General features: G+C 68.0%; 19 protein-coding genes. 4 read left to right on the top strand and 15 right to left on the bottom strand.

Annotated elements, in window-relative coordinates:
- Nucleotides 1–160: 160 nt before the first annotated feature.
- Nucleotides 161–1,123 carry a BadF/BadG/BcrA/BcrD ATPase family protein gene (locus E1166_RS00175; protein ID WP_165944185.1) on the bottom strand — a complete coding sequence of 321 codons (963 nt, stop codon included), beginning with the start codon at nucleotides 1,121–1,123 and terminating at the stop codon, nucleotides 161–163.
- A complete protein-coding gene (locus E1166_RS00170) occupies nucleotides 1,120–2,379 on the bottom strand; it encodes a 6-phospho-beta-glucosidase (protein WP_132334588.1) in 1,260 nt (419 codons plus the stop codon). The genes E1166_RS00175 and E1166_RS00170 overlap by 4 nt, the downstream gene beginning before the upstream one ends.
- 179 nt (nucleotides 2,380–2,558) lie before the next feature.
- Here E1166_RS00170 and E1166_RS00165 point away from each other — a divergent pair, with 179 nt between their 5' ends.
- The 3 genes from E1166_RS00165 to E1166_RS00155 are packed head-to-tail and all read left to right on the top strand — an operon-like array spanning nucleotide 2,559 to nucleotide 3,788.
- The gene (locus E1166_RS00165) at nucleotides 2,559–2,873 is read left to right on the top strand and encodes a hypothetical protein (protein ID WP_132334586.1); all 315 of its coding nucleotides are present in this window, start codon (nucleotides 2,559–2,561) and stop codon (nucleotides 2,871–2,873) included.
- Complete coding sequence (locus E1166_RS00160; protein WP_132334584.1) at nucleotides 2,854–3,546, top strand: hypothetical protein; 693 nt, start codon at nucleotides 2,854–2,856, stop codon at nucleotides 3,544–3,546. Before E1166_RS00165 ends, E1166_RS00160 begins: the two co-directional genes overlap by 20 nt.
- On the top strand, nucleotides 3,540–3,788 hold the full coding sequence (locus E1166_RS00155; RefSeq protein WP_132334582.1) for a hypothetical protein: 249 nt from the start codon (nucleotides 3,540–3,542) through the stop codon (nucleotides 3,786–3,788). Before E1166_RS00160 ends, E1166_RS00155 begins: the two co-directional genes overlap by 7 nt.
- Before the next feature lie 216 nt (nucleotides 3,789–4,004).
- Here E1166_RS00155 and E1166_RS00150 read toward each other — a convergent pair whose 3' ends face one another.
- From E1166_RS00150 to E1166_RS00140, 3 genes are read right to left on the bottom strand one after another with little or no spacing between them, the layout of a single operon-like run.
- Complete coding sequence (locus tag E1166_RS00150; RefSeq protein ID WP_132334580.1) at nucleotides 4,005–6,833, bottom strand: glycoside hydrolase family 3 C-terminal domain-containing protein; 2,829 nt, start codon at nucleotides 6,831–6,833, stop codon at nucleotides 4,005–4,007.
- A 17-nt stretch (nucleotides 6,834–6,850) separates the two neighbouring features.
- Complete coding sequence (locus E1166_RS00145) at nucleotides 6,851–7,591, bottom strand: FkbM family methyltransferase (RefSeq protein ID WP_132334578.1); 741 nt, start codon at nucleotides 7,589–7,591, stop codon at nucleotides 6,851–6,853.
- Between the two features lie 13 nt (nucleotides 7,592–7,604).
- Nucleotides 7,605–8,456 carry a hypothetical protein gene (locus E1166_RS00140; RefSeq protein WP_132334576.1) on the bottom strand — a complete coding sequence of 284 codons (852 nt, stop codon included), beginning with the start codon at nucleotides 8,454–8,456 and terminating at the stop codon, nucleotides 7,605–7,607.
- A gap of 905 nt (nucleotides 8,457–9,361) precedes the next feature.
- Between E1166_RS00140 and E1166_RS00135 the strand changes: the two genes are divergently transcribed.
- Nucleotides 9,362–11,674, top strand: a complete 2,313-nt coding sequence (locus tag E1166_RS00135; protein WP_243710039.1) for a TIM-barrel domain-containing protein — start codon at nucleotides 9,362–9,364, stop codon at nucleotides 11,672–11,674.
- Between the two features lie 273 nt (nucleotides 11,675–11,947).
- Here the strand turns inward: E1166_RS00135 and E1166_RS00130 are convergent, their stop codons facing one another.
- The 10 genes from E1166_RS00130 to E1166_RS00085 all read right to left on the bottom strand — a co-directional run bounded on the left by E1166_RS00130 (nucleotide 11,948) and on the right by E1166_RS00085 (nucleotide 24,477).
- A complete protein-coding gene (locus E1166_RS00130; protein ID WP_132334574.1) occupies nucleotides 11,948–13,162 on the bottom strand; it encodes an MFS transporter in 1,215 nt (404 codons plus the stop codon).
- The gene (locus E1166_RS00125) at nucleotides 13,159–14,280 is read right to left on the bottom strand and encodes an iron-containing alcohol dehydrogenase (protein ID WP_165944184.1); all 1,122 of its coding nucleotides are present in this window, start codon (nucleotides 14,278–14,280) and stop codon (nucleotides 13,159–13,161) included. The genes E1166_RS00130 and E1166_RS00125 overlap by 4 nt, the downstream gene beginning before the upstream one ends.
- A 38-nt stretch (nucleotides 14,281–14,318) precedes the next feature.
- Nucleotides 14,319–15,365, bottom strand: a complete 1,047-nt coding sequence (locus tag E1166_RS00120) for a glycosyltransferase (protein WP_132334570.1) — start codon at nucleotides 15,363–15,365, stop codon at nucleotides 14,319–14,321.
- On the bottom strand, nucleotides 15,362–16,627 hold the full coding sequence (locus E1166_RS00115) for a DegT/DnrJ/EryC1/StrS family aminotransferase (protein ID WP_132334568.1): 1,266 nt from the start codon (nucleotides 16,625–16,627) through the stop codon (nucleotides 15,362–15,364). Before E1166_RS00115 ends, E1166_RS00120 begins: the two co-directional genes overlap by 4 nt.
- A complete protein-coding gene (locus tag E1166_RS00110) occupies nucleotides 16,627–17,856 on the bottom strand; it encodes a glycosyltransferase (RefSeq protein WP_132334566.1) in 1,230 nt (409 codons plus the stop codon). Before E1166_RS00110 ends, E1166_RS00115 begins: the two co-directional genes overlap by 1 nt.
- Before the next feature lie 698 nt (nucleotides 17,857–18,554).
- Complete coding sequence (locus E1166_RS00105; protein ID WP_207913834.1) at nucleotides 18,555–19,289, bottom strand: HAD family phosphatase; 735 nt, start codon at nucleotides 19,287–19,289, stop codon at nucleotides 18,555–18,557.
- A 342-nt stretch (nucleotides 19,290–19,631) separates the two neighbouring features.
- A complete protein-coding gene (locus tag E1166_RS00100; protein ID WP_132334562.1) occupies nucleotides 19,632–21,392 on the bottom strand; it encodes a trehalase family glycosidase in 1,761 nt (586 codons plus the stop codon).
- Between the two features lie 32 nt (nucleotides 21,393–21,424).
- Nucleotides 21,425–22,243 carry a carbohydrate ABC transporter permease gene (locus tag E1166_RS00095; RefSeq protein WP_132334560.1) on the bottom strand — a complete coding sequence of 273 codons (819 nt, stop codon included), beginning with the start codon at nucleotides 22,241–22,243 and terminating at the stop codon, nucleotides 21,425–21,427.
- Nucleotides 22,240–23,214, bottom strand: a complete 975-nt coding sequence (locus E1166_RS00090; protein ID WP_132334558.1) for a sugar ABC transporter permease — start codon at nucleotides 23,212–23,214, stop codon at nucleotides 22,240–22,242. The genes E1166_RS00095 and E1166_RS00090 overlap by 4 nt, the downstream gene beginning before the upstream one ends.
- 9 nt (nucleotides 23,215–23,223) lie before the next feature.
- Entirely contained in the window at nucleotides 23,224–24,477 is a 1,254-nt protein-coding gene (locus E1166_RS00085) for an extracellular solute-binding protein (RefSeq protein ID WP_132334556.1), read from the bottom strand.
- Between the last annotated feature and the right edge of the window lie 97 nt (nucleotides 24,478–24,574).

Below are 24,574 nucleotides of genomic sequence, written 5' to 3'. Positions count from 1 at the left end.
CCCGGAGTGGATCTTTTCGTGCACCGGGGCTGATGCCCGCCCGGTTCCGAGAGCCCTTCTGGTATCGCCGACCTGCACCACACTGCCCGGCAGGGTGACCGGCAGCACTGTTACCAGGTAGGACCTTCACCGAGCTTCGAGACGTCCTTCAGTGATCTCTTCAGTCGGCCAGGGCGGCGTGTAGACGTTCGTGCGCGGCGGGCAGGGCGCCGAACCAGTCGAGGGCGTACAGAGCGGCGCCGAGCACCGGCGGGCTGTGCACAACGGTCATTGTCGTTGTCGCCGGAAGCCCATCCCGGATGAGTTCGAGCAACATTGGATGACGTGGTCGTATGACGCCGCCGCCGAGCGCGACGGTGTGCGGCGAGTCCAAGATGCTCAGCCGCCGGCCAGCCACCGTCACCAGCGTGACGATCTCCTCGGCGAGCCGAGACACGAGCGAGGCGCAGACGGCATCCCCGTCCGCCGCGTGTGTGAAGATCAGCGGGGTCAGCTCCTGACGCCGTTCGCTGGCGATCTGGCCGAAGTGAAACGCGGCGACCACCGCGTCCATGTCCGGCAGACCGAAGTGAGCCGGAACCGCGGTACCCAGCACCGTCGACGGCCCGCGGCCGTCGTGCTCGCGCATGGCATGCCACAACGCCAGACTGCCCAGGCTCCACCCGCTGCCCCAGTCACCGGAGATTTCTCCGACCGACCAGAATCCGGTGGTACGCCCGTCCGCAGCTCGCGCCACGCAGTTGATGCCGGTGCCACAGACGATGCCGATCGCGTTCGGTGCCGCCGTCCCGGCACGGAGCACGGCGTAGGTGTCGTTGGCGACGCGGATCGAGCGCGCCCAACCGAGGCTGGTGACCGCCGAGGTCAACATCGTGACCTCGGGCGGGAAATCGGCGCCCGACAGGTAGCACTCGGCCCGGTCGAACACCGTGGTATCCGGTAGCCCGGAGCGAGCGAGCGCCGAGAAGACGAGCTTCCGCAGGCGCCGCAGCGCCTCCGGCAGGCCGATCATCTGATGGCAGGTGGACGGGCCCTGCGTGACGGCCAACAAACGCCCGGCTTCGTCGCCGATGACCACGTCGGTCTTCGACCCGCCGCCGTCGACCGCGAGGTAGAGCCTCACCGCGCCCACGCGAGGTAGTCGGCGTTGGCGGCTACCAGGCGGTCGGTGAGGGCGTCGGCGATGTCGTGCTGGCCCACGAGCGGGTGTGCGAGCAGCGCCCGGTAGACGCGGTCGCGTCCGCCATGGACCGCCGCGGACAGCGCCAGTTCCTCGTAGCCAGCGACGTGGCTGATGAGCCCTGACATCTCGGGCGGCAGTGGCCGGATGCGCCGCAGTCGGGGTCCGCCGCTGTCGACGTCGCAGGTGCCCTCGACGACGGCCTCGTCCGGCAGGTGCGGGACCGTGCCGTTATTGCGGACGTTGGCCACGTGTGGCCCCGGCGAGTTGCCGTTGAGCGCGGCGATCAGACCCACAGCCGCCTCGGAGTAATACGCGCCACCGCGCTGGGCCAGCAGATCCGGCTTGGTGCTGACGCTCGGGTCGGCGTAGATCTCGAGCAGGGACTGTTCGATGGCGGCTACTTGGGCGCCGCGGGTGGGAGCACCGCGCTCCGCCTCGACCACGGCGTCGTGAAAGTAGAAGTAGCGCAGATAGGACGAGGGAACCGAGCCGAAGAACGTCAGGAGTTCCGCCGGCAGCCCCACCTCGGCGGCCAGCGCGTGCGGGTGTGCCGAGAGCAGCTCGGGCAACCGGTCCTCGTCGCTGACAAACGCCGCACGGGTCCAGGTGAGGTGGTTCAGCCCGATGTGGTCGAGGACCACCTTCTCCGGTGCGACGCCGAGCAGGTTCGCGCAGCGGCGCTGTAGCTGGATGGCGACGTTGCACAGTCCGACAGCCCGGTGGCCGGCGTCGAGCAGTGCCCGGGTGACGATGCCGACCGGGTTGGTGAAGTCGATGATCCATGCATCGGCCGCAGCCCGCCTCGCGGCGCGCTCCGCGACCCGCAACACCGCGGGCACGGTCCGCAGCGCCATGGCCAAACCGCCCGCACCGGTCGTCTCCTGGCCGACGCAGCCGCACTCCATCGGAAAGGTCTCGTCGGACATCCGCGCCCGCTGTCCTCCAACACGGAGCTGGATCAGGACCACGTCGGCGGCGTCCAAGCCCTCATCCGCCACCGTTGTCCAGGTGACCTTGCCCGGATGATCATGCTGCGCGAAGATCCTTGCCGCGAACCGGCCGACGACGCCGAGCCGGTCTGCCGCCGGGTCGACGAGGGCCAGCTCGGTCACCGGGAGGACGCTTCGGAGCCGGGCGAGCCCGTCCACCAACTCGGGTGTGTAGGTCGACCCGCCCCCGACCACCGCAATCTTCATCGTTCACCTCACTGGGGAACCAAATGGCTTGCCCCGGTCCGCGTGTAGGAGCGAACCGGGCGGTACAGGAACACCGTGTTGCCGTTGCCTGACGATAGGCGATCCGCGGACCTGCCAGAGCGCGGAGGGGAAGCGATTGTGCTGTCCCGCGGTGTTTTAGCGCTGATACAGTGGCGCCGATGGACAGTGCGGGGGTTTCGCGTGGCGTCAGGCTCGTATCGAGGGTTTCGGCTACTGATCTTCAGGTTCGACCGCTGCTGCCCGATGTTGCGCATGACGGCTCGCAGGCCGTGCTGATCGACGTCCTGCGCCATTTCAGCGAAACCGGTGTTCGAGTGACGGTGTATTGCGGCACGCAACCGGGACTGCCGGAAGTGTTCAACATCTTTTCCGGCGTCGCGGTGCGACCGGTCCTCGGTTTCAATAGCGGTACGGGTGGTCCGTACTGGACGCCCCCCGTTTCGGCTGACCGCCATGGTCGACCTGCTGACTGAGGAGGTGAGGCGCCACGACGGGTTGTATGTGCACGATCTGAACCTGCGCTTCGACTTCGTGCGCGCCGACAGGCCGCTTGTCGGTGGCGTCTACGACTTTGTCTATCCGCACACCCTGGCTGGCACCATCGCGTTCGGTGGAGACCGTCTCGGGACGAACTCCGACTACATGGGCGCCTGGATCCGCGAGACTCTTCGTCGGCGTTGTTCGCTACCCGACCACGCGATCCGCGTGGTCAATACTGGGTTCGACACGACACGGTACCGGCCAGGCCTGCGCTCAATGCGTGAACGGCTCGCTCTCGCCCCGGAGGCCATCGCGGTTCTGTTCCCACATTGCCCTGAGGAGAGCAAGGGCCTGCACGACGCGATCCGGGTCATCGCCGCCCTGCGAGAGCGTTTGTCGGCGGAAATGTTCGCGCGCGTCCGACTGCTCGTGCCAGTGTGGCCCGACAGGCCCGGAGGAGCTTGTCCGCAAGGTCGATCCGGGCGACGTCGACGCCGCCGCGGACCATCTGGCCGAGGTTATTGGCCGGCGCGAACGATGGGTGAGGATCTGCTCGACCAGCTACGCGGCCGTTATCCGCTCAGCACTGCGCTGCAAGAAACGCGGACGCGATTTTGGGATGCGGGCGCGATTCGGGCCCGACTTTCGCGACGCAGGGTGTGCTGAGCGCCGACGCCGTGCTGCGCATCCCGCCCTGGGCTGCCTGGCTGCGTAGCGGCTACTACAACGACTACACCGGCTACTGCACCGACGCCGCGCTTCTGTCGTGCCTTGACGACATCGCGGGCGGCGTCAGCGTCGGCGAGCTCATCAGGGCCCACGGCATAGCCGAGGCGGATATTGCGCGCTGGACGGCGGACGGCCTCGTCGTCGGCGAGCATCCGACTGCGCTGACGTCCGCCGCGTAACTGGCGCTCGATTCTCACCCTCACCGGATTCGGACTGCTCGTCACCGCGCCGTCCTCGCCGCCTGATTCAACCCGGACGCTGCGGTGACGACGTCGCGTTCGCCATGTCTCCGTCACCGCACCCGACCGCCGTCTCCTCCGGCAAGGCCGTCCGCTACCGACTCAACCGCGGGAGTTGGCGGGGTGTCGAGGGCCGCGCGGTGGCGAGCAAACGCCTCAGCGGATCTGCACCGTCGTCAGCCGGACGGCGCCGGTCGAGACGATGAAGATGTCTCCGCGCTCGACGTTTGCGGCCAGCGGAACATCGATGACGTCGTCGTCGGCATCCGCAACGACCGCAACGACGGCCAGGAGGTCACCCTCCGGCCCGTTCATCCGGATCTCAACCGCGGCCCAACCAGTCGTCGGACGGACGGCACGCATGCGAAGGCGTTGCCCGCGGACGACGACATCGCGGAACACCAGCCAGGCGCCGGCGTCAGCGCAGATCATGGTGGTCAGGCCGGTTTCGGCGTCATCCTCCGGCCAGAAAGCGTGGTAGTCGTCGAAGTCGGACAGCCGGACTGGTTCGAGGTCCAGACGACGCGGCCCGACGGGGTCGGCACGCACCGTCAGGAGCCGCGTCGCCACGATGTCGGTCGACGATCGTCCGAGCATGATGTCGTAGTCTCCAGGCTCCACGACGAACTCGTGCCGTTCGACGTCCCACATGGCTAGCTCCTGCAGCGGGATGGTGAACTGTGCAGAGAGCGCGGTGCCCGCCGGCACGTGGACGCGGCGGAACGCGAGTAACTGGCGCAGTGCACGCGGATGGCGGGATTGCCGTGCCCTTGCGTACAGCTGGAGCACCTCGTTGCTGTCCACCGGCCCCGGGTTACCCACCTCGACCGACACCTCAATCGGGTTTTCGACACACAGGATCGGACGCAGCAGGCTCATGTCGTACCAGAACCGGGTGTATGTCAGCCCGTGTCCGAAGGAAAAGAGCGGCTCGGTGTCCGAGTACAGGTATGTTTTGCGGCCCTTGATGATGTCGTACTCGTACATGTCGCCGAGGTCGGTCACGCGGCGCGGCCACGTCTGCGGGAGACGTCCGGCCGGCGCTCGAACCCCGAAGATGGCATCGGTCAGTGAGGTGCCCAACTCGGGCCCGGCGTGGCTGCTCCAGAGCATGGCCGGCGCCGCGGCGGCGATGTCCTCCACCGCCAGCGGATAGCTGCTGACCAGCGCCACGACGGTGGCGGGATTCGCGGCTGCGGCCGCGTGGACGACCCTCTCCTGGGCCGGCGCCAGCCCGATCTCGGTGCGGTCCTCCGCCTCACGACCGTTGATCAACGGATGATTTCCCACGAACGCGACGACGGCATCCGCGTCGGCAGCCGCCTCACCGACTGCGGTCGCCCCGTCGGTGATCAGCTCTACGTGGAGAACGGCGGCGGTGTCGGCAGTGGCGGCCGCCACGCGCAGCACGCCGTCAGCGGCCGGCGGTGCCACGTAGTGGCCGGTGGACACGTCGAGCAGCACGGAACCGGTGCCGTGTGGCTCGAGCCGGAACCGTTCGCGGACCTGCCACCCTTCTGGCGCGAGCCGGTCGTTGACCACTGTCCGATTTGATCGGCTTCTCAGGAATCGTCCGTTGCTCTCCGCGCGCAGGCACAGCACATCGGAGCCCCAGTCGAACACGGCGAAGGCATGGGGGGCCTCGACGGCCGTCGCGGACTGCCATGTCAGCTCACCCCCCTTGGGCGTTGCGGGGGCCGCGATGTAGCGGTCCTGGCACCGCAGCGCGATCACGTCGACACCCTCAACCAGACTGACGCGGTCCTGGCCCAGCAGTGAGGTGACCGCCGCCACCGGTGTCCGGGCGCCGTCGAACTGCGGGCTGTACCAGTCGCGACACACCATGGCGGCGAGCTGACCGACAACCACCACCCGACGGACTGCGGCGGGGTCCAGGGGGAGCAGGTCGTCCCGGTTCGTGAGCAGGACGATCGCCTCCGCCGCGGCACGTGCGGCGAGCTGACGGTGTGCTTGGGCGTCCACGACCTGCGACTCGCAGTCCGCGTCGTCGTTCTCCCGCGCGTCGAACTGGCCCCACCGCATGCGCATCCGCAGTAACCGGCCCACTGCGGCGTCGAGCATCCCCTCGGAGATCAGGCCGTCCGCCAACGCCTGGCGGAGGTTGTCGGTGATGATGTCGCTACGGTCGCCTTGGTCGACGAACAAATCCAGACCAGCCCGTACAGCGGCGGCGTACGCCTGGAGTCGGCTCTGGTACGACGGACTCTCGTCCATCGCGAGGAAGCTCGGTGCCCACGCGTCGGACATCACGACGCTGTCCGGATTCCAGGCGCGGATCTGACCGCGGATGTGTGGGCTCAGATGGTTGGGTACACCGTTGACGCGGCTGTAGGCGAGCATGACGCCGTCCGCGACACCGTCGACAATCGGTGTTCTGAACGCTCGCAGGTCGTACTCGTGCAGCACGCGTGGGCGAAGATATGCCGACCGGCTGCCGCGGCCGTTCTCGTGATTGTAGGCAAGGAAGTGCTGGAGAACCGGTGTGGTCGCCCGGTGTTGCCCCCCGGACGAGTCCGCATGCCCGGACAGTCCGCGGCACATCGCCGTGGCCAGCGCGGACGTTAGCACGGGGCACTCCGAGTAGCCCTCTTCGTTACGGCCCCAGCGAGGATCACGCAGCAGGTTGGTGACCGGACCCCAGATCGCCAACCCGACCTCTGGCCGCTGGTGGTGGTAAGCGCGGATCTCGGCCGCGATAGCGGCGCCAATGCGGGTGATCAGGTTTGGATTCCAGGTGGCTCCGAGGCCGACCGCCTGCGGGAAGACGGTCGCGCCTGGCACTGGGTCGGCCCCCCTGCGAACGGCGATTCCCCAGACGAGCGGCGGAATGCCGAGTCGCGGTATGCCGGGGGAGTACTGGTGCATCATCGCCAGCTTCTCGTCCAGCGTCAGCTGGTTAAGAAGGCTGCGGACACGCTCGGCGACCGGTAACGCGGGATTGGTGAATTCCGCTTCCGCGCTCACCGGCTGTGCTTCGAATTTCACATTGATGGCCGATTCGCGTAGACGACATAGGTCACGATCGCAGTGGGAATCATCGGAGCCTGCATCACGGTTGGTCGCAGGCCATGCTGGATGAGCAGGTCACACATGTCCTCGAGACGCCCCGCGAGATCCTGCACCTCGATGATGACCTGGTCGATGAGGTCCCAGTGGGGCGGGTCGATACCGAGCAGGATGTCGAGCTCGGCTCCCTCGACGTCAATCTTCAACAGGTCGACGCGGCGGTCGTGCGGCAGGAACGAGGAGAGTCGGCGAACATCGGTGCGTACCTCGTATCCGCTGTGCAGGCGGTCGATGTAGGCGGCCGGCTCAAAGTCGTACAGCACGCGTTTCTGTAGTTCCTTCTGTTTGGGATATCTGGTCGAGTTCCCGGGTAGCAGTGGATAGTAGGTGAACGGAACGTCCTCCTCATCTTCCCGGCCGAGCGCGCACTGGTGCAGCGCGACCTTCGTCCACCCGTAGTTTTCCACGTTGTGGAGCAGTGCCTTCGCTGGTTCGGGCATTGGCTCGAAGGCGAGGATCTCGGCCGATTCCTGACGTTGTCGGATGAAGAGCATGAAGAGGCCGATATTTGCGCCCACGTCGACGACGAACGGCTGGTCTGGAAGCTGAATCCCGTCATAGCAGCCATGTTCGAAGATCTCGTTGTACTGCCACATGATCTCCTTTACGCTCGGTCCCACCCAGGTCAGGTTGTCCTTGAGCTGTGCCACCTTCATGTCCGGCACCTTCTTACCTCTCGTCGCCGCTTATCATGCGGTAGTGCTGCCACAGTTCATAGTAAGGAAGTGTTCCACCCTCGGTGCGAATTCGTTGCCACTCCCCGGCCCAATGGACCAGTAGGACCCGGTTCACCTGGGATGGGATGAGCCGGCCCGCGTCGACCCGACCGATATCGTGGCCGGCCCACTGTTCCTGCGGGATATCTGGGTCGTTCTTCTCTGCGGCGATGGTCCACAGACTCGAGTACGGCCGTCCCGACGTCACAATGAGAAAGTTCAACAGGGGTTGCTCGCGGCAGAGTAGTTCCATGTGCGGCGCCAGGGACAGCGGTGCGGAGAGATCCCGCCAGACCGCCTCGGGATCGAGCAACCCGGCACGCGACACCACGAACCCGGTGTTGGCGGCGTACTCTATCTGTTCGCGCCGCAGGGCGTTGGTCTGGAAAATCGAATCACGCCAAACCCAGTGTCGTATGCGGGGAATGTCGGAGTGGGAGGTCACGAAGTCGTATCGCGACAGGTGATCGAAGGCAAAGTCTATCGATTCGAGCACGATTGTGTCGGAGTCGATGTAGACGAACTCCTCGAACGGTCCCTTCCACATCGCCAGCTTTCGGTACTGGCCCATCGTGCTGCCGTCGTGGAACTGCTCGCTGATGGCGTCGCAGCGTTGTAGCGTGTCGTTGTCGCGCCAGATCGTGAAGTTGTACCGGTCGGCCAGTCCGCCGATGCGCGCGAAATTATCCGCGAACGGCACCAGGCAAAGCGGGATCGTCGGATTGTGGATCCGGAAACTGTTGAGGAATCCGATGACCTGTTCCAGGATGTCGTCGTTGGCGAGGAAATAGGCGCCGCGCTGCATGTTGCCTCCGGGAGAAGTGGACCACAGGGGGTCGGCCCCGAACTCATCTGGCTGCGTCGGAATCGTCGGCTGCTGGCCGTCGAGATGCAGGGCGGTGACGGACGGGAATTCGCTTCACCTCACCTGAAACAGCGTTCCTGGCCCACCCAGTTTGCTGTTGACGGCGTGAGCGTCGATTTGCGGACAATGTTCGCGCTCATTGTCAGCGATCATACGCGGTGCTCGGGTACGGGCAAACGCGATGACGGACTGAGTCGCGATGGTGGTGGCCGGAACCCTTCGGTGGTGGTAGTCGGCTGAGCCTGGGGGCCGAGCGTTTGATCTGCAGAGGGTGCCTGACGAGTTGTGGCAGGGGTCGGATCCGTTGGTCCTGCCGCACTGACATCGGCCAGGGTGGGTGCGCTGCCGTTCACGGCCTGGATCGCCGCCGGGCCCTGGCGTAGGTGGCACGTCGGGACGGTAGGGGCTCCGGTGGATAGTCCGGTCTGATTCAGCACGAGACATGTTCAACTGTCCGTCCTGCGCAGTTGAGCACGAACCGGCAGGGACGCCCCGCGACCTTCAACGCCTGGCCCTGCTGACGTCCGAGTGAGTTTCTGACCTGCGGGTGTCACCAGGCAGCGGGTGCGAGGCCAGGCAACCACCGGCAGCCGTAGCAGGTGCGGGGTCTCGGTTCCGTCGCCGTCCGGTACGGCCGAGCCGAATCGCTGTACCCTTCCGGGCAGCGCTGCGTGGTCGCGCAGCCCTCCATTCCGCTTAACGATGATGTCATACGGCACTCACCAGTCTCTATTTGACGATGGACGGCTCCGTGGATCGGTCCGTACGGATCGGGTGCGGGCTATGGTTCAGTACGCCTGCCGGTAGTACATGTTGTCTGTGTGGTGGCCTTGGGGTCTGTCACGATGGTGACTTGGGAGCAGCATATGCCGTATCACCCTCCGCTGGTAAAACGCGAGTACTTCGTCGCGCCTCCGCCTGAGCTTCCGGTGCGCGATTATGGAGAGGAGGGGTTGTCGGCTGTGCAGGAGGCTCAGGTCGTCGCGCAGGGAGCTGCTTCGGTCACCCTGGTGGCGACGACATCTGCTGGCGAGGAGCTCTATGTCGACCTGACCGCCGCGGCGGAAGGTGTCGTCAGGATGCGTCTGTCGGCGGAGCCGGCGGCGCGGCCCACGGTGACCCGTATTCTCGAGTTGGTCCATGCCGACAGCTATGAGCACGCGAAAGTGTCGGTCGAATGCGGGACAGTGGTGGTAGACGCCGGTCCGGTCCGTGCGGTGGCCACGCTCAGCCCTTGGTCGCTGCGCTACACGGACGCGACCGCCAAGACCCTGGTGAGCCAGAATCGAGGCGAGAGAGATATCTCCACCAGGCTGCGGACCTTGCCGTTCGGTCGCTCTCTGGTCAACGGCGAGCCGGTGGCCTACCACGAGTCCTTCACCTGTACCCCGGACGAGGCATTCGCGGGATTCGGGGAACGCTTTGCTCAATTGAACGCGCGCGGTCAGCGCCCGCTGATGTGGAACTTTGACGCGTTCGGCGCGGACTCGATCCGTGCCTACAAGAACGTTCCGCTTTACCTGTCCAGCCGCGGTTACGGAGTCCTGGTCAACTCCGGTGCGCCTGTCGAGTTCGACATGGCTCAGTCCACGCATGGCGTGGTCGAGATCGTCGTTCCCGACGACGTGCTGGAGTACTTCATCCTCGCGGGAGAGCCGGTCGAGATCCTGGACCGCTACAACCGTCTGACCTCACCTCCCGTCCTGCCCCCCAAGTGGGCCTTCGGCACCTGGATCTCCTCGGGCTTCGCTCGCGACAACCAGCAACGGTTCACGGCGCGCGGTGCCACGATCCGCGAGCGGGGGATTCCCTGCGACGTCCTCCACCTCGACACCTATTGGCAGGTGGGCGGAAGTTGGTCGGACATGCGGTGGGATGACGCCAGCTTCCCCGAGCCCGACAAGATGTTCGACGATCTCCAGCAGCAAGGTTTCAAGGTTTGCCTGTGGATGAACCCCTACATCTCACATGAGTCGCCGGTGTTCGCCGAGGGTGACGAGCGTGGCTACTTCCTCAGAAATGGTGTGGGGGAGACGTATGTCGCTGATGTTTGGCATGGGTATCAGCCGGATAGCGGCATCGTGGACTTCACCAATCCCGAGGCCAGGGAGTGGTGGAAGGAGCTGTTGCGTCCTCCGCTGCGTGCTGGCGCCGCGCTGTACAAGACCGATTTCGGCGAAGGAGTGCCGGCCGACGCGGTCGCTCACAACGGGATGACCGGTACCGAACTGCACAACGTCTACGCGCTGCTGTTCAATGACGCGGTGTGCGAGGTTACCCGCGAGGTGCGCGGCTATGACTTTGTGTGGACGCGTTCGTCGTTCGTCGGCGGACAGCGGCACTCGGCCCAGTGGTCGGGCGATGTCCAGACTTCCTGGGCTGGGCTCGGATCGACCATTCGGGCTGGGGCCAGCCATGGCCTCTCGGGTGTGCCGTTCTGGTCGCACGACGCCGGTGGCTTCAATGGCAGGCCGAGCGACGACTTGTACGTCCGCTGGGCCCAGTTCGGCGCGTTCTCACCCCTGCTGAGGTTCCACGGCACGAAGACCCGGAACCTGTGGGAGTTCAGTGACGAGGTCGAACGACTGATCACTGAGGCATTGAGGCTTCGCTACCACTTTGCTCCCTACCTCTACTCGGCGGCGGTGCGCTCGTCGCGTTCCGGCGAGCCGATGCTCCGTGCGCTCAACGTCGACAACCCCGAGGACCCGGTCGCGTGGAGCGCTGACCAGGAGTATCGGTTCGGGCGAGACCTTCTGGTCGCTCCCGTCAACGATCCGTCGGGCGAACGTATGGTCTATCTGCCGGTCGGAAAGTGGGTTGACTACTGGACCAAGGCCGTTGTCGAGGGCGGCCGTTACATCAAGACAAAGCACGGACTGGAGACCTTTCCACTGTTCGTCCGCCATGGCGCGATCATTCCCACGGTGGAACCGGGCGAGCGCATCGGCGACGGCCGGTTCACCGCGATCACCCTTCAGGTCTGGGGTCGGCCCGATCGCGGGATCACGATCTCCGACGTCGACGGCGACACAGTTGTGGATGTTTCCGGCGACTCGCCTGTGACGCTGGTCGCTGCGGGGCCCGCTGACATCATTGGTGTCGAAGCAGTGGATGTGGATGGTACCCCGTCAGAGATCAGATTCGTGAGAACGTGAGCTGTGAGGCTGCATCTGCAACGGCAATAGCGGGTGCCCGCACCGAGACGGGTCATCGGTCCACGATGCCGGGAGATCAGCTGTCGGTCAATCCACCAGTGCCCGTCGCCGAGGTCCGACTACGCCGGTCGTCTCTTCGGTCAGCAGGCGCGCTGGCGGAACGGCGGTAGGCCACCGTGTTGTCGGGACGGGATCCGGAGCCAGGGCTGGTGGACCACGCGCTGGTGGCGTCGACGCGGGGTGAAGGCGTCCTTTCCCCAGATCACGCCGGGTTCACCGGTTCCCGCCAACAGGGCTGGTCCGCCGCGCGGCGGTTGTCGCGACCCCGGTCTCGGCCAGTGCCACGGCGAGGGCCAGCAGCAGCACGATCCCGCCGACCAGCGCGGTGGCGCGCACCCCGAGCGCGGGGAGGACGATGCCGCCAAGGAGCGAGCCGGCGGCGATGCCGACGTTGTAGGCCGCCGAGTTGCCGGCCGAGGCGACGTCGGTGCGTCCGGGCGCCACCTCCATGACTCGGTTGGACAGGGCCGGTGTGAGCGCCCCCATCGCAAATCCTGTCAGCGAGAGCAGCACCGCGACTGGCAGCGTCGCCTCGGCGAGCCAGAACATGCCCAGGTGGGCGGCGGCCAGCAGCGCCAGCGGGACGATGACCGCCAGCCGTTGGTGACGGTCGGTGGCCCACCCGCCCGCGCTGATGCCGATGAAGTCGGCGACGCCGCGGGCCAGCAGCACCGCGCTGAGCGCCGCCGCCGGCAGACCGCTGACGGTGGTGAGGAAGACCGACGTGTATGTGAAGGCGGTGAAGAGTCCGGCGACCGACAGTGCCGTCGTGATGATCACGATGGCGTAGCGGTGCGCCTCGGGATTGGTGCCGGTGGCTGCGTGCTCCTGCTCGGGTGGCACCGACGGCATCAGCATGACGATGGCCAGGAAGGCGACCAACGCCAGGCTGGCCAGCGCGAGGAAGGCGACCCGCCAACCCGCCTGCTGTCCCAGCCAGGTGCCGGCCGGCACCCCGAGCATGGGGCCGAGCGCGGCCCCGGAGAACACCACCGACATCACCCGTCCCCGCACGTGGACGGGGAACATCCCGGCTGCGGCGGGGGCCGCGACCGCCCAGAACAACGCCTGGGTGATCGCGATCACGACCCTGGCCCCGAGCAGCACCCCGTAGGTGGGTGCGGTCGCCGAGACCACCGTCGCGACCACCAGCAATGCCAGCAGGGTGCTCATCAGCCGGCGACGCGGGATGCGCCGGGTGGCGTAGGTCAACGGCAGCGACACCACCGCGACCACGACGGCGTACCCGGTAACCAGCGTGCCGGCCATGGACATGGAGACATTGAGATCGGCCGAAACGAGCGGCAGGATCCCGATGGGCAGGGTCTCCATCGCGACGTAGCAGAACGCGGTGACGGCCAGGGAGACCAGCGCGCCGGCTCGGCGTAGCCGCATCGACGACGTTTCGGTGACTACCGGAGCGGTCATGCCGCCCACCCGTCTCGTGCCCGGACCCGGTCCAGCGCGGCCAGGATCATCTTGTCCGGCACCAGCGTCAGCGGCAGCCCACCCGGGCCCGTCACAGTCGTCCCCGGCGCCTGCAACAGCACCATCGGAACGTCACCGGCGCCGCCCGCCAGGTAGCCTCGCTTGTTGTCCGTGGCAAGCCGCGCCCGCAGTGCGGCCGGGTCGACCCAGTCGAGCGCGGTCGTCGGCGCGGGTAGGCGGAGCGGGCCGACGACCTCGTAGTGCGCCTCCGTGCCCGCCTCGTCGAGATAGCCGAGCATGGTGCTGACCTCGGCGGCTACCAGCATCCCCCACGCCACCGCCTCGCCGTGGCCCATCACGCCCCCGGACATGAACTCCAGCGCGTGACCCACGGTGTGGCCATACTCGAAGACAAGGGCCTCGCGTCGCTCGTGTGGATCGCGGGCGAGCAGTGGTTTCTTGGCGGTGAAGCCGATCCGCCACAGCGCCTGCAGGGCCGCCGCGGGCCTGGTGTCCAGCTGCGCCACCGCGGTCACGAACCTGCCGCGCTCATCGGGCACCACGGCCAACACGTTCTTGGCCATCTCGGCGACCCCGGTGAGCATCTCCCGTGGGGGAATGGTGGTGAGCCAGGTCAGATCGCAGGCGATGAGCGCCGGCTGGAAGTAGGCACCAGCCAGGTTCTTCCCCGCCGCGAGATTGACCGCCTGCTTCAGTGACAGCACGGCGTCGAATGCCGCGATAGGGGTGGTGGGCAGGTGGATCAGCCGCACCCCGCGGTACAGCAGGGCCGCCGCCAGCCCGGCGATGTTGGCCACCAGACCGCCGCCCATGGCGACTACCGTGCCGCCGCGGTCGAAGCCGCGCTCCACGGCGTACTCCGACAGGGTCTCCACCAGCGAAAGCCTCTTCTGCTGCTCGACGGCCTCCACCACGAACGGGTGCACCGGCACCTTCCGGCGCAGCCGGTCGATGACCGGCTGTGCGTGCCGGCGCAGCACCGCACGGTCGACAACGAAGAGCACCGGCCCTCCGGCCACCTCGTCCAGCACCGTGTCGAGCAGCGCGGTGCCGCAGTCAAACCCGTAGTGGTACGGCACCCCTCGTGTGCCGAACACCAGGTTCTCCGTGTGCAACAGGACGTCCTCCCCAGGACCTATGCGGCCGGGTCGCGGTCGGGCGACCGGAAGCCGGTGAACAACAGGACCGGTCGGCGCAGGCGGACCGCCTCCGCGACCGCCCCGAGGTCGAAGACCCACTCCAGCATCGTGCGCGCCGCCGCATGGCTGAGCCGGCGCGGCGGCTCATCATCGGCGTACCGGAGGACGGCGCCCAGGCCGACCGCGGTGGCGCCTGCGACGGGCAGCAGCAGCAGGCTCCGTCCCCGGGAACGGTGTGCCGTGACCACGGCGATCCCGGCGGTCAGGCCGAGGGCGACGATCGGCATCAACCGGGGCCGGCGCAGGTGCGGGTAGACCGTGGACAGCCACTGCTCGGATCGGCCGTACCCGTACAGCCGCCGGCACACCGAGCGGACCGTGTCGGTGCTCATCCGGTCGTGGGTCACCAGCGCGTCCGGGTCGGACCGGATGATCCAGCCCCGGCCGGTGAGCCGGAGTCCCAGGTCGACATCCTCGCCGCCGGTGGCCCCGACGGTCCGCTCCGCGAAACCGCCCACGGCCCGCAGGGCTGACCGGCGCAGGAAGAGGTTGCTGGTGGTGGCCCAGGCCAGCGGCCGGCCGGCGCCCGGCATCTCCAGGTCGCCGTTGAGCAGGTGCGAGCGTCGCATGATCTCGAACACCCGGGTCTTGCTGTGCTCAACCACCGTCGGGCCAGCGATGCCCACCACCTCCGGCGGGGCGGCGCGCATCCCGGCAACGTACCGGCGCAGCAGGTCGGGCGAGGCGCGGCAGTCCGAGTCGATGAACAACAGCAGGTCGTGCACGGCCAGCTCGGCGCCGCGATTGCGTTTTGCGCCCACATGGCGCGGGCCGCGCACGTAGCGGGCGCCGTACCGGTCGCAGTTGATCTGGTGCTGGCGGGCGTCCTGGGGCGTCGAGTCGTCGACCAGGATCGTCTCGACCGTTTCCGGGCACTGTGCCGCCGCCACCATGATGCTCTGGAGCATGCGCCGGGTCTCGGCGACCCGCCCCTTCACCGGGACGATCACCGAGACACCCGGTCGGTCGGTCCCGGCCGTCATGCCGCACCCGCCACCTTGGCGACAGCCGCCGCCACGTCCGCCATGTCCTGCTCGTCGCCGAGGAACGCGCTGTGGTGCAGCAGCACACTGTGGCTGGCGAGGTGGTCCGCGCCGGGAAACGTTCGGCCGCGGTGGCGGGCGACGAACCGCTCGGTGAGCGGCGCGAGCGCCGGTTTCGTCCACGGCCGCAACAGCGGGCTGCGCGGCAACGGCGGCCGGGGTGGATAGGCACGCATGCCCAGCTCGGCGGTGAGCGCGGCGGCGGCCCAGGCGTTGTCCATGCCCGCGGGCAGCCGGTCGAAGACGATCGGCACCTCGTACAGCGACAGCTGGTCCTGCTCGGGGCGCCGCCGCAGCAGCCGTACCGAGGGCACGTCGGCGAGAAACTCGGCGAGCCGGTCGTAGTTGCGGTTGCGTACCGCGTGCTGCTCGTCCAGCAGCGGCAGCTGGGCGCAGAGCAGCGCGGCGGCGAACTCGCTCAGGCAGAAGTTCGCACCCATCACCGTGGCCGTCTCCCGCAGGTCGAGTTCGCCCTCGCGGGGGTCGTCGCGGTACCGGCGGGAGTCGGCGCGTAGCTCCTCCAGGCGACCGGCCAGGGCGTCGTCGTCGGTCACCACGGCGCCACCCTCACCGCTGGTGAGCACCTTCGAATGCTGCATGCTGAAACAGCCGAGCCGGCCGAGGGTGCCCGCGGCGCGACCGAGCCAGCGTGCGCCGTGCGCCTGCGCGGCGTCCTCGATGACCGCGCAACCCCGGCCGTCGGCGACTGCGGAGATCGCCGGCACGTCAGCCATCGTGGCGGCCCAGTGCACCACCACGACCGCCCGCACGTCCGGTTCGTCGCGAACGGCGGCGGCGTCGAGGCACCCGGTCTCCGGATCGACGTCGGCCAGCACCGGCAGCAGCCCGGCCCGCAGCACGGCGGTCGCCGACGCGGCCCAGGTCAACGCCGGCACCAACACCGGGTCGCCGTGCTCCAGGCCAAGCGACTCCAGCGCCACCACGAGGGCGCTGGACCCGTGGTCGGTGGGCACACAGTGCCGGGCACCCAGGTAGTCGGCGAACTCGCGAGCGAAGCGGCGTTCGAACAGGTCGCCGTGGTGCGGGCTGCTGATCGCCCACCGTCGGCTGTGCAGCACCTCCTGGAGGTACCGGCCGGCCTCAGGCGCGGGTACCGGCCATACCGGCCAGGGGCGGTCCGCCGGACGGACGGCCGGTCCACCGTTGACGGCCAGCCGCCCGGTATCCACCGCCGTGCCCATCAGGACTCCAGCCCTGGCGCGCGGACCTCACGGCCGATTCGGCGGGCCTCACGGACGAGGTCCAGCCCCCAGCGGTCGAACATTCCGCGCAGCCGCGACGTGATCAGCACGACGTCCACCGAGTGGTCGGGAAGTGGCGTGCGTAGCCCGAGCGCGTGGTGACCGGTGTACGCGGTGTTGGCGAGAGCGCGCTCCAACAGGTCGCGGTCGAAGTCGAACAGGACCGCCGACGACAGGCCGGCAGGCACCTGCGGGCCGCAGCCGAGCACGGCGACCCGGTCACCCGGTTGCAGCCCCTCGACCGCCTCCTGCAGTTCCTTGGCGACGTCGAGGTCGCGCGCCTCGGCAGCCCAGTCGAGCAGGGCGCGGTAGTCGTTCTCCCAGGACCAGTATTGGTCCTTTGTGAGCAGGGCGAATCCGATTTCGTTGACCGGCTCCGGGTGTTTGTTCAGCAACATCTCGATGTTGTGGTGGTTGCTGTCCATGTTGCTTTCCCACTCACGCTCGTGTGGCCCTTCGATGACCCAGGCGGAGCGGCTCAGTGTGAACGGAATGTTGCGCTGGAAGAGCCGAAAACCCAGTTCCATGTCCTCGACGCCCCATCGCTGGAAATCCTCGTCGAAGCCTCCGACAGCCCAGTAGTCCTCGGTGCGGACGGAACAGTTGGTGGCCCAGAACAGCATCCACGGCACCACCCGGCGGCCCGGATCGAAGTCGCACGCGAGAAACTCGCCGTGCCGGTTGTCCCAAAAGGACGGATCGCCGCTGTAGATGTCGACCACCCGCTCTGGCAGCGCCCGATCGACCATCGCGGCGAGACCCGGGGTCGGGTCCTCCGGCCGGTAGGCGTACGCGTAGCCGATGACCGCCCTCGGGGTGGCCGGATCGGCGTGTGCGGCCAGGTGGTGTCGCAGGTAGTCGGGGCCAACCAGGGCGCCGGTGTCGAGGAAAACCAGCAGCGGTGCGTCGGCCAGCCGTACCCCGGCGTTGCGGGCGGCGGAGACGCGGAATCCCAGGTCCTCCTGGAAGTGGTACTTCAGGCGTAACCGGTCGGCGAAGGACTTCACCACGTCGGGCGTGGCGTCCGAGGAGCCGTCGTCGGCGACGATGACCTCGAACTCGTCGGTGGGCAGGTTCTGGCGGGCCAGTCCGCGAAGGGTCTCGGCGAGCAGGGCGCACCGGTTGTACGTGGGGATGACGACGGAAACTTTTGCAACCTTCGATGACATGGTGGAGGTGGTGACCCTTCCAGGTAGCCGATCGGGGCCGGAGGTGGGCGCGCCCAGGGGATCGTGAGGCCACAGCTGGGATGCCGATGCTTGGGTGGCAGCCGTGTCGAACTCGGCGTGCCGCAACGCCTCCAGCACCATCCGCATCCCGGTGTCGCGATCGACATGGGCTATTGCGGTGAGCATATGTTCCGCCTCGGTATCAGTCGAGAGTCGCGCGTCGCATCCGAATGGCCCATGCGCTTTCCCGCATCCGCCTGACGCACAGACCGCGCAGCGGGTGCGGGACGCTCAAGGCGCGCCCGCCGGGACCCGACGGGGCGCTGGTCGCCGGGGGCCGGGACGGGCCGTCGGCGGGCGTACTCATCGGGCGTGGCACGCCGCGAGTTGGCCCAAGTGTCGGCCACCGGGCGTGCCGCAGCGACGTCGCCGTACCGTACTGTCGTCGCTGGACTGACCGGCGCTGCCCGCAAGCGTGCGGTCGGTGTTCAAGTGCGAGTCGGAAACAGTTGCACTCGTCATCCAGTGCTCCGGACGGTCGCCAGGCTGGCGGCTGTCCGACATCGCGATGGCGCCGACAGGCGACGGGGGAGCACGCGGGTGGCTCGGTGGATTTAGCCCTGACCGGGGTCGGCGCATTTCAGCCGTCGAGCGGGTCTGGTTCTCCTTTTACCCAGAGATCGACGACATGACGTCCGTCAAGCCTGCGGTCGGTCGTCGTGCGGCCGGTCGCCCTGCCCGCCCCGCGTGGTGAGCCAGTCGAACACCTCCTCGGCCCGGAATCCCGACATCCCGTACGGGATCAGCAGATCAGCGGATCGGTACACCGGATCCAGCGGGTCGTCGGGAAGGTACGGGACGGCGACACACCGCATCCCGGCGGCGAGCGCGGCTCGCACCCCCGGCGCGGAATCCTCCAGTACCACGCACCCTTCGGGGGGCACCCCCAACTGGTTCGCGGCGGCGAGGAAGAGGTCCGGCGCCGGCTTGCCACGCGGTACGGCGTCTGCCGAGACCACCACGTTGAACAGCTTGCGCAGCCCGGCGGCGTTGAGAACGACCTCGATGACCTCCGGTGACGAGCCGGATGCCAGGGCCACCGGGTACCCCCGCTCGTGCAGGAGCGTCAGCAGGCGGCTGGTCTGCGGGTACACGGTGGTGGCTCGGGAGGCCAGCTCCAGGTAGTGGGCGTTCTTCCGCTCGATCAGGACGTCGACCGGCTCTGGCAGCCCGAACCGGCGTACCAGATCGACGATCACCTCGCGGGTGCTCATTCCGATGTACGGGCGCTTCATCTCGACCGTGAAGTCGACGCCGTGGTCCGCGAGCAGCCGCCGCTCGGCGGCGAAGTAGTTGGGCTCACTGTCGACGAGAACGCCGTCGAGGTCGAAGATGACCCCTCGGACGGTCGGGTCGTATGCTCCGTGTCGCACGTCACCCCCCCGAAGGCTCGTCCCGCAGGCCAGCCGAACCTGCGGGACGACCATTCTAGCCAGCAGTCGACTACGCTACGGCGTCGGCGACGAGCACGGTGGACCCCGGTACGCCCAACCGGACGGGTACGTGCGGCAACCCGGCGAGCGCCTCGCGCACCGCCGCCTGATGGTGGTTCGGCTCCGAGCGCGGTCTCGGCGGGGATGGTGTCGACCAGTTCCGGTTCGCCGAGGGCGGCCCGGACGAGGCCTTCCATCTCAAGGGTTGGTAGGTGCCACTGCCCTTACCGACCACTTCGCAGGCGGGTCACCAGGTGGTGGCACCACCTGGTGACGCCTGATTCACGGTGTTTTCTCCGCTGAAAAAGGTTGGGTGTTGCCGCCTCCCGGTGGGCGCCGGTGTTCGTAGGCGGCGGCGAGAACGAGGTAGGCGCTGGCCGTCCAGGTGTAGGCGCGGTCGCGTAGCCCGGCGCCGGTGAGGGCGTCGAAGTTCTCGGCGAAGCCGGATTGTTCACACAGGGCCCGGAACCGGCTGCTCACCTCGTCGGCCAGTCCGGTGAAGCCGCTGCGCCGCAGCCCGTCCTCGATCAGGACCGTGGCGGGGGCCCAGATCGGGCCACGCCAGTATCCGTCGGCCTGGTAATCAGGTGAGGTCGGCAGTTCGGTGGCCAGCCCGTGCGGGGTCAGGTGTGCCTTGATCCGGTCGGCCAGGGCCTGTCGGACCGCTTCGGGCAGCTCGTCGCCGAGCACGACGGGCATCAGGTCCAGCAGGCTCGCGCTGGTCCAGGTGCGCCGGGTGCCGGCGGACCGGATGACGAACTCCTGCCCGGTCCACAGCTCCAGCAGCGCCGCCCGCATCTGGTCGGCCTCCTCGGTCCAGGAGGTGGCCTGCTCGGCCAGTCCCAGCTGGCCGGCCAGGTCGGCCAGCTCACGCATCTGCAGTACGAGGAACGCGGCCAGGTCGGCGGACTCGACCACCCGTTCCGGGTCGAACGTCGTGGCGTTGTCCCAGCCGCTGTCGTTGCCGTGCTGGTAGTGCGCCAGCGCCTGCCCGGGCACCCGGCGAGCGGTCAGCCAGAAGCGGGTCCAGCACTCCAACCGCCGGTACGCCTCGACCAGCTCGTCCCGAGCCAGGCTGGGGATGCGCTGGCGGAGCCGGCGCAGCGCCCAGCCGTGGATGGGTGGTTTGACGAAGTTGTACAGCACCTCGGAGTGCGTGACGGAATCCGGCAGGGCGCCGGAGGTGTCCTGGTGCTCGAACGGCAGCTGGAACTGGTCCCATGCCAGGTCCGCGAGGCCGGACGCCAGGGCGAGCGCGTTGAAGCAGTGATCCCAGCTCCACACCTTGTCCATCCAGTGTTTGGACATCAGCACAGCCGGCCGGGTGACGAACCCGGCGGGGCGTACGGTGGCCGACCACAACACGTAGGCGGCCAGCTCGGCGGCGGGCGTGCGGTCGGTGCGCCAGGGCGCCACCGCCGCCACGAACTCGGCGAACGCGGTGGTGGCCGTCTCGGCGACCTGGTCGAAGGCCAGCGTCGGGCGGTAGGGGGGCCGGGCGTTGTCGTACTCCTCGATCGCCACCTCCCAGGTGTCCGTGTCGGCGAGGACGACACCCCGCTGCGCGGTACCGAGCTGCTGCGCGCCCTCGACGGCCACGGCAGGACCGGAGAGCACTGTGAGGCGGTAGCGCCGGCCGGTCTCGTAGAGGGTGAACAGGTACGAGCCGTCGACCGGGTCACGCAGGAAGTACGCCCCGGAGAACGGGGTCAGCACCGGCGCGGCGGCGACGATGCGCAGGCCCAGTCCGGTGCCGCGCACCCGTACGGTGTCGGTGGACTCGTAGGCCAGCTCGATCCGACCGGCGTCGTGGGTCCACGTCAGCCGGGACGGCACTGCCGTGACACTGGTGTCCACCCGGCTGCCGTCGAGGTGCGGGACGAGCCGTAGCACCGGGTGCAGCCCGTTCTGGTGGGACACGAGGTGTACGTCGTCCGCGTAGGTCCTCTCCGCGATGACCGGGGAGAAGTCGAACCAGGATCCGCAGTGGCTGAACGGGATCTCCCGTACCGAGAACTGGGGACCGGGTGGGGCGACGGGCATGCTGATGCTCGCTTTCGCTGGTTGCGGTGGGGTCAGTCCTTCACGGCACCGGTGGTGACGCCGGCCGCGATGTAACGCTGGGCGACGACCAGCAGCACGGCCGCGGGAATCGACGCCACGACCGCCGTTGCCATGATCGCATTCCACTGCTGATTGTTGTTGCCGATGTAGTTGTAGATGCCGAGGGTGATTGGCCGAAGGGTGCCGCCGCCGTTGAGGGTGGAGGCGAAGATGAAGTCCGACCACGCCCAGAGGAACGCGAAGAGCGCGACGGTGATGCCGGCGTTTCGACTGACCGGCAGGATGACCGACCAGAACGTCCGCAGCGGCCCGGCGCCGTCGACCGTGGCCGCCTGCGTGATCTCCTCGGGGATGCCGGACATGAACGCCTGGAAGATGAGCACCCCGAACGGGACGGCGATCGTCGCGTCGGCGACAATCAGCCCGGGCAGGGTGTTGAGCACGCCCAGGTTCAGGTAGATGGCGTAGAAGCCCATCGCCATGATGATGCCCGGGATCATCTGGGCGACGAGGAGCACGAAGCTCAGCAGGCGACCGCCGGCGGGTCGCAGCTTGGCCAGGGAGTAGCCGGCCGGCGCCGCGATGAGCAGCGTGAGAGCGACCGTCCCGAACCCGACGAGCAGGCTGGTCCCGAGGTGGGGCAGTTGCTGGTCGACGACCGCGCGGTACCCCTCGACCGTGCCGTGGAACGGGAACAGGTCCGGCGGGGTCTTGCGCATGTCCTCGTCCCGGGTGAACGAGACGTTGACCATCCAGTAGACCGGGAACAGCATCAGGGCGGTCAGCACCAGGCCGATTCCGGTCTTCCACCAGGTGGTGGCCCGCTTCATGCCGTACCTCCCTGCCGACGTTGTACGCGGATGTAGACCAGCCCGAACGCCAGCGCCGCCACGATGAGCAGGTTGCCCACCGCGGCGCCTGGCCCGAACTGCGGCAGCAGACTGCCGAAGCCGAGCTGGTACGACCAGGTGGCGAGGGTGGTGGAGGAGTCGGCCGGGCCGCCCTTGGTCATGATCCAGATGATGTCGAAGACCTTGAGCGTGTAGACCAGGCCGAGCAACAGGGTGATCGCGGAGACCGGGCGCAGCAGGGGGAACGTCAGCCGCCAGAACCGTTGCCAGCCGGTGGTCCCGTCCAGCGCGGCGGCCTCGTAGATCTGTTGCGGTATGCCCTGCAGGCCGCTGTAGAGCAGCACCAGGTTGAACGGAATCCCGATCCACACGTTGGCGATGATCACGGAGGCGAGCGACCAGTCCGGCGAGGTGAGCCAGTTCACCGGGTCGATGCCGAGCACCCCGAGGAACGTGTTCACCACGCCGGCCTCGCTGTTGAGCATCCAGGACCAGGTGGACGCCGACACGATCAACGGCAGCAACCACGGCACGAGAAAGAGCGCCCGGAGGGTGGCGGACAGGCGGAAGTGCTGGTGGAAGAAGACCGCCAGCGCCATGCCGATCCCGAACTGGAGCACCAGCGAGGCGGTGGTGAACACGACCGTGTGCGTCAGCGCCGGCACGAACGTCGGGTTGTCGGCCACCTCGCGGTAGTTCGCCAGGCCGATGAAGGGCGCGTCGCCCTGCACGAACGAGCGCACCGTGTAGTCGCGCAGGCTGAGGTCCAGGTTGCGGTAGAGCGGGTAGGCGTAGAAGGCGAGCAGGTAGGCCAGCAGCGGAAGCAGGAAGGCCCAGGCTGCCCACCGTCCCGTGCCGCCCCCCGCCGGCCGGCGGGACGGGCGTGCCCGTGGCCGGGCGGGCTCCTGCGCCGCCAGGCCACGGGACGCCGTGTGCGTCGAGGAAGCCATTCGTCCGCGCTACTTCGTCGCTGCGGCGGCTGCCGACTGCGCTTCCGTCAGCGCGGCCTGCGGAGTCTTCGACCCGCTCAGCGCCGCCTGCACGGCCTTCCACAACTGCTCGGAGATCTTCGGGTACTTCGTGCCGAGGTCGTCGCCGGTGCGCCCCTTGGCGGCCTTGACCGCCTCGACCCACACCTTCAGTTCGGGGTTCTGGGCGACCTGCTTGTCCTGCACCGTCACGGTGGGTGCGATGTACGACAGCGTCGTGTCGGTGGCCAGCAGGTTGTCGCTGCTGGTCAGGCAGGCGACCAGCTTCTGTGAGGTGGTGTAGCGGTCGGTCCTCTTCTGCACCGGGATCGTGACGAACTCCCCGCCGGTCGGCGCGGGCGCGGGACCACCCGCCTTGGCCGGGATCGCGATGATGCCGTACTCGAAGCCGAGCTTCTTCGCGTTGCCCAACTGCCAGGTGCCGTTCTCGGCGAAGGCGAAGTCGCCGCTGGCGAACTCCTGCCAGCTCGTCGTCTGCGTGTTGTTGATGACCGAGTTGGGGGCGTGGCCCTTCTTGAGCCAGTCGGTCCACAGGGAGACCGCCGCGGTGCCCTCGGGGGAGTCCAGCTTGGTCAGTTGCGCGCCACTGCCCCAGAACCACGGCAGGAACTGGAAGCTGCCCTCTTCGGTGCCGATGGCGGAGAAGGTGATTCCCTTCTTGCCGGCGGCGGTCACCTTCGCCAGGGCGGCGTTCAGCGCGGCCCAGTCCTCGACCGTCGTCGGGTCCACGCCGGCGGCGTCCAGCACCTTTTTGTTGTAGTAGAGGGCGAGTGTGTTGGCACCGATCGGCACGCCGTACGTCTTGCCGCCGCTCTGACCGGCGCCGAGCAGGTTCGCCTCCATCACGGAGGTGTCGAGCTTGGTCTCCTCGGTCGTGGTCAGGGTTCCGGCCTCGGCCAGCGTGGACACCACCGGGTTGTCCACGATGAGCACGTCGGGCGAGTTGCCCTGTTGCGCCGCGAGCAGCGCCTTGTTCGTCAGGTCGGTGGTGTCGTAGCCGGTCCGGGTCACGGTCACCCCGGCGTCGGTGCCGCACTTGGTGAGCAGCGTGACCCAGTCCGAGCTGTCGTCGAACTGCGGGTACGGGTCCCAGATGGTGTACGTCCGGCCGGCCGCGTCGCCCGAGCTGTCGCTCCGCGACGAACATGCGACGGTGCCGCCGGCCGCGACCAGGGCCGCCAGCGCCACCCCGAGGGCTCGCTGGCTCCTGCCAAACGATGTCATGACGTGTCCCCTTGTCTGTGTTCGGTCGGGAGGCTGCTCCCCGGGGAGGCAGCAGGCTTACGTGCTTTGGGTTGATCATCGAATCGGTTCGCCGAAT

Source organism: Micromonospora sp. KC213 (genome assembly GCF_004348325.1).
In the GTDB taxonomy this organism is placed as follows: Bacteria; Actinomycetota; Actinomycetes; order Mycobacteriales; family Micromonosporaceae; genus Micromonospora.
The sequence above is the reverse complement of the archived record's forward strand: the minus strand, read 5'-3'. Positions and strand labels throughout refer to the sequence as shown.